At 71.4% G+C, this 17,106-nt stretch carries 16 protein-coding genes; 13 read left to right on the forward strand and 3 right to left on the reverse strand.

Annotation, left to right across the window (positions count from 1 at the left end):
• Window positions 1–72 precede the first annotated feature (72 nt).
• The gene (locus QR77_RS39100) at window positions 73–1,488 is read right to left on the reverse strand and encodes an MFS transporter (protein WP_040026673.1); all 1,416 of its coding nucleotides are present in this window, start codon (window positions 1,486–1,488) and stop codon (window positions 73–75) included.
• A 120-nt stretch (window positions 1,489–1,608) separates the two neighbouring features.
• On the opposite strand from QR77_RS39100, the gene QR77_RS39105 reads away from it, so the two are divergent.
• The 8 genes from QR77_RS39105 (at window position 1,609) to QR77_RS39135 (ending at window position 9,626) form a co-directional block, all read left to right on the forward strand.
• Entirely contained in the window at window positions 1,609–2,610 is a 1,002-nt protein-coding gene (locus QR77_RS39105) for a LysR family transcriptional regulator (RefSeq protein WP_052489420.1), read from the forward strand.
• Between the two features lie 63 nt (window positions 2,611–2,673).
• The gene (locus tag QR77_RS39110; protein ID WP_040029444.1) at window positions 2,674–2,937 is read left to right on the forward strand and encodes a DUF5133 domain-containing protein; all 264 of its coding nucleotides are present in this window, start codon (window positions 2,674–2,676) and stop codon (window positions 2,935–2,937) included.
• A 108-nt stretch (window positions 2,938–3,045) separates the two neighbouring features.
• The gene (locus QR77_RS39115; RefSeq protein ID WP_040026674.1) at window positions 3,046–4,011 is read left to right on the forward strand and encodes an NADPH:quinone oxidoreductase family protein; all 966 of its coding nucleotides are present in this window, start codon (window positions 3,046–3,048) and stop codon (window positions 4,009–4,011) included.
• The gene (locus tag QR77_RS39120; protein ID WP_040026675.1) at window positions 4,008–5,192 is read left to right on the forward strand and encodes an acyl-CoA dehydrogenase family protein; all 1,185 of its coding nucleotides are present in this window, start codon (window positions 4,008–4,010) and stop codon (window positions 5,190–5,192) included. Before QR77_RS39115 ends, QR77_RS39120 begins: the two co-directional genes overlap by 4 nt.
• Window positions 5,189–6,352, forward strand: a complete 1,164-nt coding sequence (locus QR77_RS39125) for an acyl-CoA dehydrogenase family protein (RefSeq protein ID WP_052489421.1) — start codon at window positions 5,189–5,191, stop codon at window positions 6,350–6,352. The genes QR77_RS39120 and QR77_RS39125 overlap by 4 nt, the downstream gene beginning before the upstream one ends.
• Before the next feature lie 129 nt (window positions 6,353–6,481).
• Window positions 6,482–7,192: a hypothetical protein gene (locus QR77_RS45630; protein ID WP_107069040.1), complete on the forward strand. Its 711-nt coding sequence runs from the start codon at window positions 6,482–6,484 to the stop codon at window positions 7,190–7,192.
• Between the two features lie 45 nt (window positions 7,193–7,237).
• Window positions 7,238–9,316 (forward strand): hypothetical protein, encoded by a 2,079-nt coding sequence (locus tag QR77_RS39130; protein ID WP_107069041.1) that lies wholly within the window; start codon window positions 7,238–7,240, stop codon window positions 9,314–9,316.
• Between the two features lie 115 nt (window positions 9,317–9,431).
• Window positions 9,432–9,626, forward strand: coding sequence for a hypothetical protein (locus tag QR77_RS39135; RefSeq protein WP_040026676.1), 195 nt, complete (start codon window positions 9,432–9,434; stop codon window positions 9,624–9,626).
• Between the two features lie 26 nt (window positions 9,627–9,652).
• Here the strand turns inward: QR77_RS39135 and QR77_RS39140 are convergent, their stop codons facing one another.
• Together QR77_RS39140 and QR77_RS39145 are read right to left on the reverse strand one after the other, a co-directional pair.
• Window positions 9,653–9,991 carry a DUF779 domain-containing protein gene (locus QR77_RS39140; RefSeq protein ID WP_040029446.1) on the reverse strand — a complete coding sequence of 113 codons (339 nt, stop codon included), beginning with the start codon at window positions 9,989–9,991 and terminating at the stop codon, window positions 9,653–9,655.
• A 244-nt stretch (window positions 9,992–10,235) separates the two neighbouring features.
• Window positions 10,236–11,216, reverse strand: coding sequence for a helix-turn-helix domain-containing protein (locus QR77_RS39145; RefSeq protein ID WP_040026678.1), 981 nt, complete (start codon window positions 11,214–11,216; stop codon window positions 10,236–10,238).
• Between the two features lie 246 nt (window positions 11,217–11,462).
• Between QR77_RS39145 and QR77_RS39150 the strand changes: the two genes are divergently transcribed.
• Genes QR77_RS39150 through QR77_RS39170 form a run of 5 tightly spaced genes read left to right on the forward strand, consistent with a single transcriptional unit; the run spans window position 11,463 to window position 17,091 of the window.
• Window positions 11,463–12,866, forward strand: a complete 1,404-nt coding sequence (locus tag QR77_RS39150; protein ID WP_040026679.1) for an extracellular solute-binding protein — start codon at window positions 11,463–11,465, stop codon at window positions 12,864–12,866.
• Complete coding sequence (locus QR77_RS39155) at window positions 12,841–13,920, forward strand: sugar ABC transporter permease (protein WP_078877672.1); 1,080 nt, start codon at window positions 12,841–12,843, stop codon at window positions 13,918–13,920. The genes QR77_RS39150 and QR77_RS39155 overlap by 26 nt, the downstream gene beginning before the upstream one ends.
• Window positions 13,917–14,768, forward strand: coding sequence for a carbohydrate ABC transporter permease (locus tag QR77_RS39160; protein WP_052489422.1), 852 nt, complete (start codon window positions 13,917–13,919; stop codon window positions 14,766–14,768). Before QR77_RS39155 ends, QR77_RS39160 begins: the two co-directional genes overlap by 4 nt.
• Window positions 14,768–15,871 (forward strand): ABC transporter ATP-binding protein, encoded by a 1,104-nt coding sequence (locus QR77_RS39165; protein WP_040026682.1) that lies wholly within the window; start codon window positions 14,768–14,770, stop codon window positions 15,869–15,871. Before QR77_RS39160 ends, QR77_RS39165 begins: the two co-directional genes overlap by 1 nt.
• The gene (locus QR77_RS39170) at window positions 15,868–17,091 is read left to right on the forward strand and encodes a CehA/McbA family metallohydrolase (RefSeq protein ID WP_040026683.1); all 1,224 of its coding nucleotides are present in this window, start codon (window positions 15,868–15,870) and stop codon (window positions 17,089–17,091) included. Before QR77_RS39165 ends, QR77_RS39170 begins: the two co-directional genes overlap by 4 nt.
• Window positions 17,092–17,106: the final 15 nt, after the last annotated feature.

The raw sequence follows: 17,106 nt of genomic DNA on the forward strand, positions 1-17,106 counted from the left end.
GCCTCACGCTAGGAGCGCCAGGCACCCCCCGCACACGGGCCGGGGCCGAACGGACACCGCGGTCGCGCGCGGTCAGCCGCGCCGCGGGCGCGCCACCGCCGCTCCGGCCGACGCGCAGACCACGGCCGGCAGGACCAGCGCGTACGACATCTGCCGGGCGTCGATCGCCGAACCGACCGTGGCGAACGCTCCCATCGCGGCGACACCGACCGTCGCCCCGATCTGCCGCCCGGCGTTGAGCAGGCCGCCCGCCGCGCCCGCCGTACCGGCCGGCGCCGCCCCCACGACCATGCCGACGAGTGCGGGCAGCGCGAACGAGACCCCGAAGCCGGTGCACACCAGACCGGCCGCCAGCCCCGCGTACCCCCAGCCGATGTCCACCGCGAAGGCGAACTCCAGGCTGCCGACCGTGAGCAGGGCCAGTCCTGCGAGTACCGGCCCGCGCGGCCCGGTGGCGGCGACGATCCGCCCGGTGAGCAGCGGGTTGAACGCGAAGGGAAGCGTCATCGGCAGGAAGCTCAGACCGGTCTCCAGCGGCGACAGGCGCAGGGTCCCCTGGAAGAGCAGCGGCAGGATGAACAGCACCCCGGTCATGGTGAAGTTGACGGCGGCTCCGGCGAACAGCGCGGCGACCGTGCCACGGGTGCGCAGCAGCGCCGGCAGCAGCACCGGGTCGGCGCTCCGCCGCTCCAGTACGGTGAAGACGCCGCCGGCGAGGACCGTACCGGCGGCCGACCAGGAAGCGTGGGCGGCGGCGCCGGACCCGAGCGCGATGAGCGCGTCCGTACCGAGCCCGAGTGTCGCGACGGCCGCGAGCTGCGGGGCGATGTCGATGGACCGCTCGCCGCGCGGACAGCGCACGGCGCGGCTGCCGGTGAGCAGCAGCACGACGGCCGCGAGCGGCACATTGATGAGGAAGATCGCCCGCCAGTTGAAGGCGTCGATCAGCAGCCCCCCGGCGACCGGTCCCGCCGCCAGGGCGGCGCCGCTGACGGCGGCCCATACGGAGACGGCCTTCGCGCGCTCGGCCCGCACCGGGTACAGCGTGCTGATCATGGCCATGGACGCCGGTACGCACGCGGCGGCGGCGACACCCAGCAGCGCGCGCAGCGCCACCAGCGTCGACAGGTTCGGCGCCCAGGCGCTCAGCAGCGAACCGACGCCGAACAGGGCGATGCCGAAGCGGAACGCCCGGTGGGCGCCGACCCGGTCGGCGACCGCGCCCGCCGACAGCAGCAGCGCGCCGAACACCACGGTGTAGCCGGTCACCGCCCACTGGAGGCCGGCCACCGAACTGCCCAGCGCACGCGCCAGATCGGGTTCGGCGACGGACAGGACCGTGGTGTCCAGCAACACGATGAAGTAGCCGAGCGAGATGCCGAACAGCGTGAGGCCACGGGCCCGGCGGGCCTTGGTGGGTCCGGCGGCCGGGGACGGCGTGGACGACGGGGAAGATGCGGACGACGGGGACGATGCGACGGAAGTCATCAGAGTTCTCAGGTTCTCCGGGAAGGGAATCGGGACGTTCCACTCTGGGCGGCCGCCCCCGCCGCCTCAGCCGCACGCGGCGTTCGGAATAACCGAACGCACGGCGGGAGTTGGCCCGGCATGGAGCTACGTCACTTGCGTACGTTCGAGGCGGTCGTCGGGGAGGGCACCGTGACGGCGGCGGCCGACGCCCTCGGCTGCGCGCCGTCCTCGGTCTCGGAGCAGATCCGCGTCCTGGAGGATTCGCTGGGGATCGCGCTGTTCGACCGGGGTCCCCGGGGAATGAGCCTGACCCCGGCGGGCACGCGGATGCGTGCCTGGGCCCGGCGCCTCCTCGACCAGGCCGAACAGGCCCGCAGGGAGGTCACGGGCGCCCCCGCCGTGCTGCGGCTCGGCGCCCTGGAGACCATCGCTGTCACCCATGTCCCCTCGGTCCTCGCCCGCCTTGTCGCGCGCCGCCCCGGGCTCCAGGTCGAGGTGCGTTCGGACGCCGCCCGCGACCAGCTCCTCGCCGCCGTCGCCGCCGGGGACCTCGAAGCGGCGCTGCTCCTGGACGCCGGCGAAGGCCTGGGCACGCTCGGCTTCACACCGCCGCCCGCGCCGCTCGACTTCGTCGACCTCGAACCCGTACGGCTCGCGCTGGTCGGTGCCCCCGGTCATCCGCTCGCCGGGCGGCCGGCCCTCGTACCGGACGACCTGCACGGGGAGCGGCTGCTGGTCAACGGACCCGCCTGCTCGTTCCGGCTGGCCGGCGAGCGTCTCCTCGGGCCCGCCGTCCCCCGGGTCGCCGCCGGAGGCGTCGCCGTCATGCGGGCCTGGGCGGAACAGGGCCTCGGCATCGCCCTGCTCCCCGACTTCGCCGTCACCGCCCAGCTCGCCGCCGGCACCCTCGTCAGGCTCGGGCTTGACGCCCCCGACCTGGCCCTGCGGCTGGTCTGGCGCTCCGACCGCGAGTCGGTTCCCGGCCTGCGCGAGGTGCTCTACGCGGCGGCGGCCCCGGCCGCCCCGCCGGCCCCCGCTTCCTCGCCGAGCGGACCGGGCGCCGCGGGTGTTCACTGGAAGGCGGGGGACGTGGGTGCCGCTGTCCGCGAGGCGCCGCCCATGTACACACCGTCTCCGTGAGCCGGGCAGGACCGTCAGAGCCCCGGTCGAGCGCGCGGGACTCCGATGCTGGAAGTGGTAGACATGCTGTTGCCTGACCGACATCTGGTCGCTGACCTGCTGAGCCGTTACCGGGCATGGGAACGGCTGGTTCTCGCCGATCCGCTCGACACGACCACACGCAGTCGGTTCGAGGATGTCGCGTACACGCTGTGCGTACTGATGGGCCAGCGCACCGCACGCGAGGCGATCGTCAAGGCCGAGGCGTACCTGCGCCGGATCAAACCGGTTCCGATCTTCCCGGAGGGGACGGAACGGGTGGGTCCCGGCGTGGGCGATCGGCCCTGAGCGGACCTGCTCCGCACGTAAGGCCCGGTTCCGGCTGTTCCCAGCGATACAAGCGACCGCTTAGTATGCGCGGGAGGACGGTACTGCCCATCGTGTGTGGAGGCCCGAATGCTGGCATGGCGAGTGCACCGGAACGGCGAGCCGGGCGAGGTGATGCGGCTCGAAGAGGTGGACCGGCCGGTGCCCGGCGACGGGCAGGTCAAGGTGCTCGTACGCGCGGCGAACATCAACTTCCCCGACGCCCTGCTCTGCCGGGGCCAGTACCAGATCCGGCCTCCGCTGCCCTTCACCCCGGGCGTGGAGATCTGCGGCGAGACGGCGGACGGCCGGCGGGTCATCACCACCGTCGCGCTGCCGCACGGCGGTCTGGCGGAGTACGCGCTCGCTGACGCTGCGGGACTGCTGCCGGCGCCCGAGGCGCTGGACGACGCCGGAGCCGCCGCACTGCACATCGGCTACCAAACGGGGTGGTTCGGCCTGCACCGCAGGGCGGGACTCCGGAGCGGCGAGACGCTGCTCGTGCACGCGGCGGCCGGCGGGGTCGGCAGCGCCGCCGTACAGCTCGGCAAGGCGGCGGGAGCCACCGTCATCGGCGTCGTCGGGGGAGCCGAGAAGGCCCGGACCGCCCGTGAACTGGGCTGCGACGTGGTCATCGACCGGCGCGCGGACGATGTGGTCGCCGCCGTGAAGGAAGCCACCGGCGGCAGGGGCGCCGACGTCGTCTACGACCCGGTGGGCGGCGACGCGTACACCCAGTCCACGAAGTGTGTCGCCTTCGAGGGCCGGATCGTGGTGGTCGGATTCGCCAGCGGCCAGATCCCCGCGCCCTCGCTCAACCACGCGCTGGTGAAGAACTACTCGGTCCTCGGACTGCACTGGGGCCTGTACGCGGCGAAGGAGCCGGCCTCGATCGCCGACTGCCACGAGCGGCTCACCGAGCTGGCGGCGCGGGGCGCGATCGAGCCGCTCGTCAGCGAGCGGGTCGGGATGAAGGGCGCGGCCGACGCCGTACAGCGCGTCGCCGACGGTGCCACGACCGGACGTGTTGTCGTCGTACCGGGGAGCGACCAGTGAAGACCGACGCCAGCGAACTGCGCGACCGTACCCGCGCGTTCCTCTCCGAACACCCGCCGGCCACCACGGACCGCACCGCCTTTCTGCGCGCGCGCTTCGACGCGGGACTCGCCTGGGTGCACTACCCGGAAGGACTCGGCGGCCTCGGCGCGCCGCGCTCCCTCCAGGCCGTCGTCGACACCGAACTGGAGGAGGCGGGCGCGCCCGACAACGACCCGCGCCGGATCGGCATCGGCCTCGGCATGGCGGCGCCGACCGTCCTGCGGTACGGCACCGAGGAGCAGAAGGCGCGCTTCCTGCGCCCGCTGTGGACCGGCGACGAGGTGTGGTGCCAGCTCTTCAGCGAGCCCGGCGCCGGATCGGACCTCGCGGCGCTCGGCACCCGCGCGGTGCCCGACGGCGACGACTGGATCGTCGACGGACAGAAGGTGTGGACGTCCAGCGCGCATGTCGCCCGCTGGGGGATCCTCATCGCACGCACCGACCCCGACCTGCCCAAACACCGGGGCATCAGCTACTTCATCTGCGACATGACCGATCCCGGCGTGGAGGTGCGGCCGCTGCGCCAGATCACCGGCGAGGCCGAGTTCAACGAGGTCTTCCTCACCGGCGTCCGCATCCCCGACACCCACCGCCTCGGCGAGATCGGCGAGGGATGGCGGGTCGCGCAGACCACACTCATGAACGAGCGGGTGTCCATCGGCGGCGCCCGCGTCCCCCGCGAGGGCGGCATGATCGGGCCGGTCGCCCGGGTCTGGCGCGAGCGGCCCGAACTCCGCACCCACGACCTGCACCAGCGGCTGCTCACCCTCTGGGTGGAGGCCGAGGTGGCCAGGCTCGCCGGCGAGCGGCTGCGCCAGCAGTTGGTCGCGGGAGCGCCGGGCCCCGAAGGCAGCGGCATGAAACTCGCGTTCGCCAGGCTCAACCAGGAGATCAGCGGCCTTGAAGTCGAACTCCTCGGCGAGGACGGCCTGTTGTACTCCGACTGGACGCTGCGCCGCCCCGACCTGGTCGACTTCACCGGCCGGGACGCCGGCTACCGCTATCTCCGCTCGAAGGGCAACTCCATCGAGGGCGGTACGAGCGAGGTGCTGCTCAACATCATCGCCGAGCGCGTGCTAGGCCTGCCCCCGGAGCCGCGCACCGACAAGGACGTCGCCTGGAAGGACCTCGCACGATGAGTACCACCCCGAGCACACCGGGCACCCCGGGCATCCCGTCGACGGTGCGTGACACCTCTCCCGACCTGCTGTACACCGACACCGAGGACGACCTGCGCGCCGCCGTACGCTCGCTGCTCACCGACCGCGACGACCTGCCGGCCGCGCTCGTACGGGCCGAGTCGGGCGATCCGTACGATCCGGAGCTGTGGACCTCGCTCGCCGCCGGGATCGGCGCTGCCGGGCTCCTGGTACCCGAGCGGCTCGGCGGACACGGCGCGAGCCACCGTGAAGTCGCGGTGGTCCTGGAGGAGTTGGGGCGGCGCGTGACGCCCGCGCCCTACCTCACCAGTTCGGTCGTGGCGACCGAGACACTTCTCGCCTGCGACACCCGGAGCACGGATGTGGCCGGGCTGCTCACCGCGCTGGCCGGCGGCCACCGGGTCGCCGTACTGGCCCTTCCGCTGACAACGGCCCCCGACGCGCCGCTGCCCACCGGCGCCACCACCGTCAGGGGGGTCGCCGACGCGGTGCGCGCCGACGTCCTGCTCGTACCGCGCGAGGACGGCCTGTACGCCGTGGAACTCCACACGGAGCAATCCGGTGTGACAGTCGAGCCGTTGACACCCCTCGATCTCACCCGCCCGCTGGCCGCCGTCACTGTCGAGCCGGCCGCCGGGGTCCTGATCGCGGACGCCGACACCGCACGCGAGGCCGTACGGCGCGGGCTGCTCGCCGGCGCCGGGCTGCTGGCGTCCGAACAACTCGGTCTGGCCGAATGGTGTTTGGAGGAGACCGTCCGGCACACCAAGGAACGGCACCAGTTCAACCGTCCCATCGGCTCGTTCCAGGCGCTCAAGCACCGGATGGCACAGCTCTGGCTGGAGGTCGTCTCCGCTCGCGCCGCCGCCCGCAACGCCGCCGACGCGCTGGCCACCGGGGGCCCCGAGACCCCGCTCGCGGTGGCCGTCGCACAGGCGTACTGCGGACGCGTGGCCGTGCACGCCGCGGAGGAGTGTGTCCAGTTGCACGGCGGGATCGGGATGACGTGGGAGCACCCCGCGCACCTCTACCTCAAGCGGGCCAAGAGCGACGCCGTGGCCTTCGGTTCGGCGGGCCGGCACAAGGAGACCATCGCCGGACTCGTCGACCTGACGGGGCCGCCCGGCCGAATGGAGTAACGCGGAACAGACCTCCTTGGAGGGGCTCTTCGCCAACACTCCTCACCGTGCCCGCCCTCTCCTGTTACATCGGAGTACGTCGTGTGACGCACACACGGCGTACTCCGACGAGCACCACGGGGGAAACACGTGGCCGTACGAACGGGAACGCCGTCAGGCCCCGCGCGCGACGACGCCACGGCCGGACTGACGGCCGTCGAGGGCGCCGCCCAGCTTTTCGAGCTGATCAGGACCGTTGTGTCGAGGCCCTTGCGCGGGGAGTTACCCGAGGCCTCGAAAGGCCGCAGTGGCATCCCGGTTGTCTGCCTGGTCGGGGACGGCGGACAGGACGCCGCCCTGGACACCTTGGACGAGGGCATCAGGATGTTCCTGCGTGACGCGCGGCCCCGGCGCGTGCCGCACGCCTTCGTCGACATGGCGACCGAGCGGCCGGCCGGCGCCTCCGACGGAGCCAATGCCGCCGACCCGTCGGCCTACGCCTCCGTGGAGGCGGTACGCGGCGTACTGGCCAGGCTCGCCCAGGAGTTGTCCGCCACCAGGAACGGCAGGGACCGGCGTATCCGATTCCGCCGCTTCGGCCTGGTCAACTGGCTGCTCCAGCAGGAACCTTTCGCGTTCGAGGACGCGGGCGAGGCCGACCTCCAGCACGACCGGATCCTGCTGCGCAAGCTGAGCGACCGGGAGATGGGCCGCCGGCGGGTCTTCGGCTGGCTGCGGAACCCGGAGAACGAGTTGGCGGTACCGGCCGAAGTCCCCTGGTGGGTCAGGCTGTTGGGACTGCATGTGCTTCCGGTGATCTGGTTCCGGCTCTGGCGCGGGGTGGGCGGTGAGTACCGGTGACTGCTGCGCCAGCCCTATCTGGCGCCCCGCGACCCCGGCACCCTCATGGGGTTCGCCGACCGGCTGACCAAACCGCACAACGGGGAGGAGGACCGGGAGCAGCTCCGCAAGCTGATGGTCAACGCCTTTCTGGAGGACCTGCGGGTCGCGTACCGCCGCAGGTTCTGGCGACCGCGCGGGGCACGCCGCACCACGTACTGCGTGGCGTTCCTGCGCGGTGTGGGCGACACCGACTGCGGCTACATGACGCTCCGTTCGATCATCGACGTCCGCAACGAGACAGGTGCTTTCGACCCGTTGGTGGTCGTCACCAGCGGCACCCGGGGCGCGGCGCTGGCCGCGGGCATGTACGGGGAGTGGGACGACCAGGGCCCCGCGAGGCCGGGCCCCGACCGGTACCCGTCCTGGAAGGACGACTTCCTGCACGCCGGACGGGAGCGCACCCGCACCACCTGGTATCTGCCGCTCGCCGTGACGGCGAGGACCGGCGCTGAGGTCGTGCCCGGCGCCCGGAGGTCCCGGGACCGGCTCGACAGGCTCCGGCCGATCGAGGCGGCGGCCCCGGCGTGGTGGGCCAGGCGCTGGGTGTCGGTCACAGTCGTGTGCCTGATGGTGGCGGCACTCGCCGGCACCGCCGGCTGGGGGGTCGGGGAGCGGGCCCGGTGGACCGCGGATCACTGCGGACTGAGTCCGGCCGAGGCGGACGCGGCGACGCTCCTGACGGCGCGGGGCGGGCAGTGTGTCGGAGTGGCACCGAACGGGTTCGCCTTCGGGACCGAGGACCCGTCGCTGAAGGCGGTGCTGAGCAAAATCGCGGGACTCAACCGCGCCGCCGAGGCCGCGAACCGGGAACACGGCAGACGCCCGCTGATCACGCTCGTACATCTGTCGGCGCTGCTGAGCAGCGCCGGACGGTCGCCCGTTGACCTCGCCTACTCGCGGGAGGCGTTGCAGGGCGCGGCGATCGCCCAGAAACGCCAGTTGGACAAGCACGGCGAGACCGACCCCGTCCTGCGGATCTTCCCGGCCAACGCGGGCACCGACATGCGCTACGGCAAGCAGGTCGTGGACATCCTGGAAAGGATGCGGAAGGACGACCCGACGATCGTCGGCGTCACCGGGATCGACCAGAGCAGGCGGGAAACGGTCGACACCATAAGGAAGTTGACCCGCGTCGGGCTGCCGATGATGGGGACCATCACATCGGCGGACTCCCTCACAGACGTCTCCGCCCTGTACTTTCAGGTCTCCCCGCAGAACCGGCGGGAGGCATCGGTCGCCGCAGCGTACGCCGACGCACACCGCGCACGGCTCGGCATCGAGAAGAAGATCCGCACCGTCTACTCGGCCGACGCGGCCGACTCGTACAGCGGCAACCTGAACGCCGACATCGGGAACGCGTTCCGGAAGAAGGGCTTCGAGGTCGAGCAACAGGCCTACACCCTGCCGAATCCGGCGCCGGGGTCGCAGGGCCATCCGGCTCTGCGCGTGGTGGGGGAGAGGAGCTGCGACTACCCCGGCCTCGTCTTCTTCGCCGGTCGCTCCGAGCACTTCGAGCAGCTCCTCGAAGGCGTCAACCAGGCGTGCCGCTCCCATCCGCCGGTGATTCTCGGCGGGGACGACGTCGCCCGCCTCGTCGCCGACCCGGGGCGCAGCGGCCGATTCCCCGCCCTCGACTACGACTTCCTGGACTTCACCCTCGAATCGGCGTCCTGCGAAGGTGAGAGCGACCTCTACACCGGCATGCGGGAGCTGTTCCACGAGGAATGCGTGCTCGTCAAGGACTCCTCCCTCGACGGACACGCCTCGCTGGCCTTCGACGCCGTCAACCTCTTCGTCAAGGCGGTGGGCCGTCTCCAGGACTCGGCGCCCGGCCTGCCGCTGAGCGCCACCGCCGTGTGGCACGGCCTGAGCGGCATCCACGGCGACGCCGCGCTGGACGGCGAGAGCGGCAGGATCGACTTCGGCGGCCAGGTCGACCAGCAGGTTCCGCTGGACAAGCTCATCACGGTGCAGCACGTCGAGGGAGCGGCCAGACCGGAGCAGGTGGGCCTCTGCGGACGGTACGGGGACCGCGAGCAGGACCTGTGGTGTCCGGCGCTCCGGATCGCGCCCCGGAAATGAGGCCCGGCGAACAATCACCCGTACGGCGGGCCTGCCGGTCGGCCGTCCGGCCTCCGACCTCCGCCACACTGGCGGCCGAATGCCGCATATCGTCGTGCGGCCGAGGAGGTTGTCGATGGCCATTTCGATCTCACTGGTGCTGCTTCTCGTGGTCCTCGCCGTGATCTTTCTGCGCAACGGCGGACTGAAGCTCTCACACGCGGTGGTCTGTGTCCTGCTGGGGTTCTTCCTCGCGGGGTCGAGCATGGCTCCGACCATCGCCGACGGGATCTCCACCACGGCGGGGCTGGTGAGCAGCGTCAGACCGTAGAGCGAGCGGCACCGCGTGCCGCGCTGTCACGTGCCGACCAGCCGCGAGCGGATCAGGAACCGCACCCCCTCGGGAGCCTCCAGGGAGAAGCCGCTGCCGCGCCCCTCCACGACGTCGACGATCAGCCGGGTGTGACTCCACACCTCGTACTGGCTGACGGACATCCAGAAGGGGACCGGCTCGGCGACTCCCTCGACCTCCAGGGACTGGAGCAGCACGTCGGAGTTGCCCGTACGGAACTCACCGGCCGGGAAGCACATGGGCGCGCTGCCGTCGCAGCAGCCGCCCGACTGATGGAACATCAGGGGCCCGTGGTCCGCCCGCAGCCGCCGGATCAGATCGGCGGCTGCGGGCGTGATCTCCACCCGGGCGGCCTGCCCGTCCGTCGCCGGTGCGCCGCCGATGTGGTCCTGCTGGTTCCGCGCCTCGTGTCGGTTCATGTGCCAGCCCTCCACCGGTCCGGTCCATCGCCACCGGGCCACACTGATGTGGTGGCCGAGTCAACCCGCTTCGACGTTGCGGGCACGTTGCACGGCTGCGGCGCGTCCACCGGGTCCGGCTGGTCCGGCTGGTCCGGCTGGTCAGGCTGGTCCGGCTGGTCAGGCGGGCCTACGCCGAGGCGGCGCTGAGCGCGCGGTGCCGGTAATCCCTGGGCGGTACGTCGTAAGCGGCCCGGAACGCACGTGTGAAGGTGGCGTGGTCGTGGAAGCCGCAGCGGGCCGCGATCCGGTGGACGGGCACGATCAGCAGCGCCGGGTCGGTGAGGTCGCGTCGTGCCTGTTCCAGCCGCAGGCCCCGGATCCAGGCCGAGACGGTGGTTCCGCGAGCCCGGAACAGCCGGTGCAGATAGCTGACGGAGATGTGGTGTGCGGCGGCGATCGCCCCCGGGGAGAGCTGAGGGTCGTGCAGGTGCTGCCGGACGAACGCCTCGACGCGCAGGACAAGGGCGTGTTGCCGGGAGTCGTCGGGCACCCGGTCCCCGGCGTCGAGGTGATGGGCGAGCACCGCGGTCAGCAGGTCGAGGGCCACCGTGCCGAGCCGGGGCACATCGGCGGGCCGGTAGCCGGCGGAGTCCGTCGTCAGACTGGTCAGGAACTGGACGAGCAGCGCTCCCATGCCCTCCCGCCCGGACAGCGGAACCGCGACCAGCCGGTCGGTGTCGTCCATCGACATCGCCAGCAGCGCCCGGGGTACGTGGGCGCGTACGAGCGTGGTCGTCCCGCGGCCCCCGGCGATGTCGAGGCTGAACGGCCGCGAGCTGTCGTAGAACGCGAAGTCCCCGGCGCGCAGGGCCGTTTCGCGGCCGGCCTGAGTCACTCCCAGCTCGCCGCGCAGAGCGAACACGAGGGAGTACAGCTCCGGGTCGGCCGCCCGTACCAGCTTCGGCGTCCGCCGCACGTCGGAGGACGAACATGTCAGCTCGACGACGTTCACGGCCGCGAGGTCCAGCGCCCGCGCCGTCGCGCGGAAGTCCGCCGGATCGTCGCTCAGCACCCGCATCGGATGCACGCTGCCGACCTGGAACTCGTCGAAGCGGGCGAGCCGTTCGGCGGGCGGCAGGTCGTCACTCCGGAACACCGTCTTGATCATTCGCTTTTCCTCCGTGGCCACGGTAGCCACATCGGACGTCCCCGGACAGGGCGGGCCCGGTCGTTTTCGGTCACCACGATGCCGACGGCCCGAGAGGGGCGAACGCGGTGCCGGGACCCGTACCCCGAGCCCCTGTCCTTACCGCATCCGTGTAACTGTGATGTGAATGTTAGGACAACCGGTCTTTACGTCATTGGGGCCACGTGTAAACCTTCCGGCACGATCCTCAGCGCAGGGAGGCGCCGAATGGCAGTCATCGCGCGGCGGACCACGTTGACAGCGGCCCTGCTCGGGGCCGGTTCAGTGGCTCTCGCCGGGTGCGGGAGCCCGCTCGATCCGACCCGGAACGACGGCGGGGACGGGGAGAAGCTACTCACCGTCGCGAGCAACGCCGTCTCCGGGGGAAAGAACGCCGACGAGGCGGACTGGATCACCGACTGGGTGATCCCCCGGTTCGTGGCGGAGCAGCGGGCCAAGGGCGTACACGTACGGGTGGAGTTCGCGCCCAGCGGCGTCGACGACGAGCAGTACAAGACAAAGCTCGCGCTCGACCTCAAGGCACAGGCCGGGCCCGACATCATGTCGATCGACGGCATCTGCGTCGGCGAGTTCGCACAGGCCCGCTACATCAAACCGCTGCGTAACGTGGTCGGTTCGCGGGCGGCGGCCTGGGACGGCTGGAAGCAGATCAACGCACGGGTACGCAACCTCGCCTTCTTCGAGGGGGAGTTGTACGGCATCCCGGCCGGCACCGACGCGCGCGTGCTCTTCTACAGCAAGCCGCTCTTCCGCAAGGCAGGGCTGCCCGCCGACTGGACGCCGCGTGGCTGGCAGGACATCCTCGACGCCGCCCGCCGCCTCAAGCGGATCGACGGAGTCACGCCCCTGCAGATCAACGCCGGTACGCCGATGGGCGAGGCCACCACCATGCAGGGCATCCTGCCGCTGCTCGCCGGGGCAGGCGGCCAGGTCAGCAAGGGCGACCTCTGGTACGGCGACACCCCGGAGCTGCGCGCCGTGCTCGGCTTCTACCGGGACATCTACCACGGGGGACTCGGCGACCCTAAGCTCCAGCAGGAGGTGAAGGGGCGGGACAGGTCCTTCGAGCAGTTCTCCGAAGGACGGCTCGGGATCATCGGCGAGAGCGACTACCTCTGGCGGGACGTCGTCGCACCGAAGACCGGGCTCACACCGATGAAGAACCGTGACACCGAGGTCGGATACACACTCTTCCCCGCCCGGGCGCCCGGCGAGGGCATCGAGGGCAGGGACCACGTCAGTCTCTCCGGCGGCGCGGTGCATGTGCTCAACCCCCATACCCGGTACCCCCGGGAGGCGTTCGAGCTGCTCACGTCCCTGCACTCGGCGGCGGCGCTGCGCGCCAGGCTCGGCCAGAACGCGATGATCACCGAGCGGGACGATGTGAACGCCACCGTGCTCCACAACGACCCCATGCTGACCTTCGCCGCCACCAAGGCGCTGCCGGTCACCACCTTCCGCCCGCCGCTCGCCGCCTACCCCGAGGTCTCCCTCGCCCTTCAGGAGGCCACCGCCCAAGTGGTCTCGGGAACGGACCCGAAGCAGGCTGCCGCCGCATACCGCAAGCAGTTGGAGGAGGTTCTCGGTGGCAACGACCACATCGTCCGCTGAGCCAGGCGCCCCCGCGGGCGCCGGCACCGGCGCCCAGGAGCCCGGGGACACCCCGCCGCCCGAGGACTCCGAACGCGACGCTGCCGGACTCGGCCGCCGCCGCGCCGCCGCCTTTGTCGCGCCCGCGCTCGTCCTGATCGCGCTGTTCCTCGTACTGCCCGCCGTATGGACGCTCTACCTGGGCTCCACCAACTACCGGCTCACCGGCATCCCGGCGATCGACCCGAGCTTCGTCGGCCTCGACAACATCACCAACGCACTGAGCGACAGCGGCTTCCTGCACTCCCTGCTGCTCACCCTGCTCTTCGTGCTCGGCTCGGCCGTCATCGGCCAGGCCGGTCTCGGATTCTCGCTGGCCTGGTGGATGCGGGACCGCTCCGGCTGGCTCAAGGGCCTGCTCGAAGCGCTGATCATGCTGTCCTGGATCCTGCCCAGTTCGGTGGTCGCCTTCCTCTGGATCGCGTTCCTCGACCGGGACGGCGGCACACTCAACACACTGCTCCACACACCGGGCGCCGCCTGGCTGCTCGACCACCCGATGTTGTCGATCATCGTCTACAACGTCTGGCGCGGCACCGCCTTCTCGATGATGCTCTACGGGGCCGCCCTCGGGAACGTACCCAGGTCCCACCTGGAGACCGCCAGGCTGGCGGGCGCCGGCGGCTGGCAGCAACTGCGGGACGTCGTCTTCCCGTGCATCAGGGGCCACGTACTGACGAACCTCCTGCTGATCAGCTTGTGGACCTTCAACGACTTCACCCCCTTCCTGATCACAGCGGGCGGACCCGACGGCGCGACGGAGACCCTCCCGGTCTTCATCTACAAGACCGCGCTGGGCAGCGGTCAGCTCGGCTACGGCGCGGCGATCTCCTTCCTGATGCTGCTGATCAACCTGATCGTCGCGGTGATCTACCTGCGGCTGCTCGGTCAGAAGAAGAAGAGCCGGAAGACCGCCAAGGACGCGAAGAGCGCCGGTAGTTCGGCGAGTACGGGGAGTACGGGGAACGCCACCGGAGCCCCGGGCTCCGACACGGAGAAGGAGGTGGCGGCATGAGGTCCCGCACCCGCCCCCGCTCGGGGAACGCGGTCACCGAACTGCTGCGCGGAGTCGGCTCGTACACGCTGGTCGCACTCGCCCTGGCCTTCTTCGCCCTGCCGCTGCTCTGGCTGGCCACCGCGCCCTTCGACCGGCACCCGGGCATCACCGCCTCCGTCCCCGACTTCACCCTCGACAACTTCAAGCGGCTCTGGGACAACCCCAACGCGGTGAACTCGCTTGCCAGTTCCGTCATTCTCGCGGTCGGCAGCGCCGTACTCGTGGTCGCGCTCTCGGCGCTCGCCGCGTACGCCCTCAGCAGGGTGCGCATCCCCGGCCGCGACGGGCTGCTGTACGCGCTGCTGCTGCTCTCCTCCATCGTGACCGGGACAGCGGCGATGGTGCCGATCTTCCTGCTGGCCGCCGAACTGAACCTCGTCGACTCCTACCTCGGGGTGATCCTGGTACTGACGGGCGGCCTGCTGCCCGCGGCGATATTCATCCTCAAGGACTTCATGGACACCACACCACGGTCCTACGAGGAGTCCGCGCGCGTCTTCGGCGCCTCCCCGCTGCGGGTGATGTGGGACATCGTCGTTCCGGTCGTACGGCCGGGGCTCGCGACCGTCGGAGTGTGGACGGTCGCTCAGGTCTGGGGCAACTTCCTCATCCCGTTCCTACTGCTGCGCTCACCGGACAAATCCCCGGCCGCCGTGGTCATGTACACCTTCTACACGGAGGGCGGCCAGCCCGACCTGGCCCTCATCTCCACCTTCTCGCTGCTCTATTCACTGCCGGTGGTGCTGATGTTCCTCTTCGTCAGCCGCCGGTACGGGTTCCGTTTCCACGGAGGGATCAAGGCCTGATGGCAGACATCACCCTGAGCCGGCTCGCCAAGGTCTACCCCGGTGGCGTCCAGGCTCTCGACGACCTCGAACTGACCGTCCGCGACGGTGAGTTCTTCGCCCTGCTCGGCCCCTCGGGCTGCGGCAAGTCCACCCTGCTGCGCACCATCGCCGGTCTTGAGGCCGCCACAGCGGGCACCATCCGGATCGGCGACCGCGATGTGACGGACCTCCAACCCGGCAAGCGGGACATCGCGATGGTCTTCCAGGACTACGCGCTGTTCCCGCACATGACGGTCAACGAGAACATCGCCTACCCGCTGAAGGTGAAGAAGCAGGGCAAGGCGGAACGCACCGAGAAGGCCCGGCGGACCGCCGAGGAACTCGGCCTCGGCCAACTCGCCGAGCGCAGGCCCGGACAGCTCTCCGGCGGCCAGCAGCAGCGCGCCGCACTCGCCCGCGCCATGGCCTGCCACCCCGAGGTCTTCCTGCTCGACGAGCCGCTGTCCAACCTCGACGCCCGGATGCGGCTCGAAGCCCGTACGTTCCTCAAGAAGCTCCAGCGCGAACTGGGCGTCACCACCGTCTTCGTCACCCACGACCAGGCCGAGGCCCTCGCCATGGCCGACCGCATCGCCGTGATGGAAGGCGGCAGGCTCCGGCAGACCGGCACCCCCACCGAGGTGTTCCGCCGCCCCGCCAGCACGTTCGTCGCCTCCTTCATCGGATCGACACCGATGAACCTGCTGGACGCGGAGATCCAGGGCGAGGCCCTCACGACCTGCGGAAGCACGCTGCCGCTCCCGGCCGGAACGGCCGACGTCGTACGCGACGGCGAGAAGGTCGTCTACGGCATCCGCCCCGAGTACCTGTGCTGGTCGGACACCGCCGTGGAAGGCGCGCTGGAAGGCACCGTCTCGGTGGTCGAGAACCTGGGCAGCGCGCAACTCGTCTCCCTGGAGTGCGGTGACACCACCGTACGGGTCGTGGTCTCCGAGGACCACGAACCGGTCGTCGGCGGGATCGGCCGCGCCGTGCCGCGCCAGGACCGCGCACTGCTCTACCGCGACGGTGACCTCGTACGGGCGGCCGACACCCCGAGCGAGGAGACGGTGCCCGCGTGACGGCCGACCGCACCCGCACGCACCGCGGGATCTGGACCATGGAACACCGCGCCGAGCAGGTGCTGCGGGCCCTCCCCGTGGAAGTGCCGCCCGGTACCGGCGCGCTCGGCGTCACGCTCGAATTCCCCGCCGCCGCCGGTGTGCTCGACCTCGGACTGCTGGGCGCCGAGGGGCAGTTCCACGGCTGGTCGGGTGGCGCCAGACGGACCTTCACGGTGACGGGAGAGTGGGCCACCCCCGGCTATCTGCCGGGCCCGCTCACCGCCGGGACCTGGCAGGTGCTGCTGCGGCTGCACCGCGTCCCGCCGGAAGGGCTGCCGTACGAGGTCACCGCCCGGACGTACGCGAGCGCGCCGGCCGCCCCCGGGGAGGGGGTGCCGAAGCCCGTACCGCTCGCCGACCGGCCGCGCCGGGACCCGAGAGTGCCCGGCGTCGACGGTGCCCGCTGGCTCGCCGGGGACCTGCACGCCCACACACTGCACAGCGACGGCGCGCTGACCATCGACGAACTCGCCAGGCTGGCCGCCGCCGAGGGCCTGGACTTCCTGGCCGTCACCGACCACAACACCGTCAGCCACCACCCGCACCTGGACGCGGCAGGCCGGCGGCAGGGCATCACACTGCTGCCCGGCCAGGAGGTCACCACCGACCTCGGGCACGCCAATGTCTTCGGACCCACCGGCTGGATCGACTTCCGCGAGGACGCGAGCAGTTGGCTGAAACAGGCCGAGGAGGGCGGCGGTGTGCTGTCCGTCAACCACCCCCTGGCCGACGACTGCGCGTGGGAACTTCCCTTCACCGGACCCCGGCCGCGGCACGCCGAGGTGTGGCACCACACCTGGACCGACCGGCGGCACGGCGCGCCGCTCGCCTGGTCCCGGGCCTGGCGGCCCGACGTGATCCCGCTCGGCGGCAGCGACTTCCACCGGCCGACCGACGGCCGGCCGCCGGGTACGCCCACCACCTGGGTCCTCGCGGAGGACGGTGACGTCCTCGGTGCACTGGCAGCGGGGCGGACCGCGGTGTCGGCAGGCCCGGGCGCGCCGCTGCTGCTGCGCTGCGGGGACGAACTGCTCGCGCTGGACGCCGCCGGCACCGTACTGGTCCGGCCGGACGGCAGCCGTACCGTCGTCCGCGACGACCGGACCCTGCTGCCGGCCACCGACGGCACGCACCGCCTGGAGACCCACACCTGCGAGGTCATAGCGCTCTGCGCCTGACGCCTGAGGTGCCCG

The sequence above is a fragment of the Streptomyces sp. 150FB genome (assembly GCF_000818195.1).
Taxonomy (GTDB): Bacteria; Actinomycetota; Actinomycetes; order Streptomycetales; family Streptomycetaceae; genus Streptomyces.

What these genes read in the sequence shown, in the direction of transcription:
- QR77_RS39135 (WP_040026676.1), top strand. Translation starts at nt 9,432, where the DNA reads ATGGCCATTTCGATCTCACTGGTGCTGCTTCTCGTGGTCCTCGCCGTG.
- QR77_RS39160 (WP_052489422.1), top strand. Translation starts at nt 13,917, where the DNA reads ATGAGGTCCCGCACCCGCCCCCGCTCGGGGAACGCGGTCACCGAACTG.
- QR77_RS39150 (WP_040026679.1), top strand. Translation starts at nt 11,463, where the DNA reads ATGGCAGTCATCGCGCGGCGGACCACGTTGACAGCGGCCCTGCTCGGG.
- QR77_RS39165 (WP_040026682.1), top strand. Translation starts at nt 14,768, where the DNA reads ATGGCAGACATCACCCTGAGCCGGCTCGCCAAGGTCTACCCCGGTGGC.
- QR77_RS39110 (WP_040029444.1), top strand. Translation starts at nt 2,674, where the DNA reads ATGCTGTTGCCTGACCGACATCTGGTCGCTGACCTGCTGAGCCGTTAC.
- QR77_RS39145 (WP_040026678.1), bottom strand. Translation starts at nt 11,216, where the DNA reads ATGATCAAGACGGTGTTCCGGAGTGACGACCTGCCGCCCGCCGAACGG.
- QR77_RS39105 (WP_052489420.1), top strand. Translation starts at nt 1,609, where the DNA reads ATGGAGCTACGTCACTTGCGTACGTTCGAGGCGGTCGTCGGGGAGGGC.
- QR77_RS39130 (WP_107069041.1), top strand. Translation starts at nt 7,238, where the DNA reads ATGGGGTTCGCCGACCGGCTGACCAAACCGCACAACGGGGAGGAGGAC.
- QR77_RS39125 (WP_052489421.1), top strand. Translation starts at nt 5,189, where the DNA reads ATGAGTACCACCCCGAGCACACCGGGCACCCCGGGCATCCCGTCGACG.
- QR77_RS39100 (WP_040026673.1), bottom strand. Translation starts at nt 1,488, where the DNA reads ATGACTTCCGTCGCATCGTCCCCGTCGTCCGCATCTTCCCCGTCGTCC.
- QR77_RS39115 (WP_040026674.1), top strand. Translation starts at nt 3,046, where the DNA reads ATGCTGGCATGGCGAGTGCACCGGAACGGCGAGCCGGGCGAGGTGATG.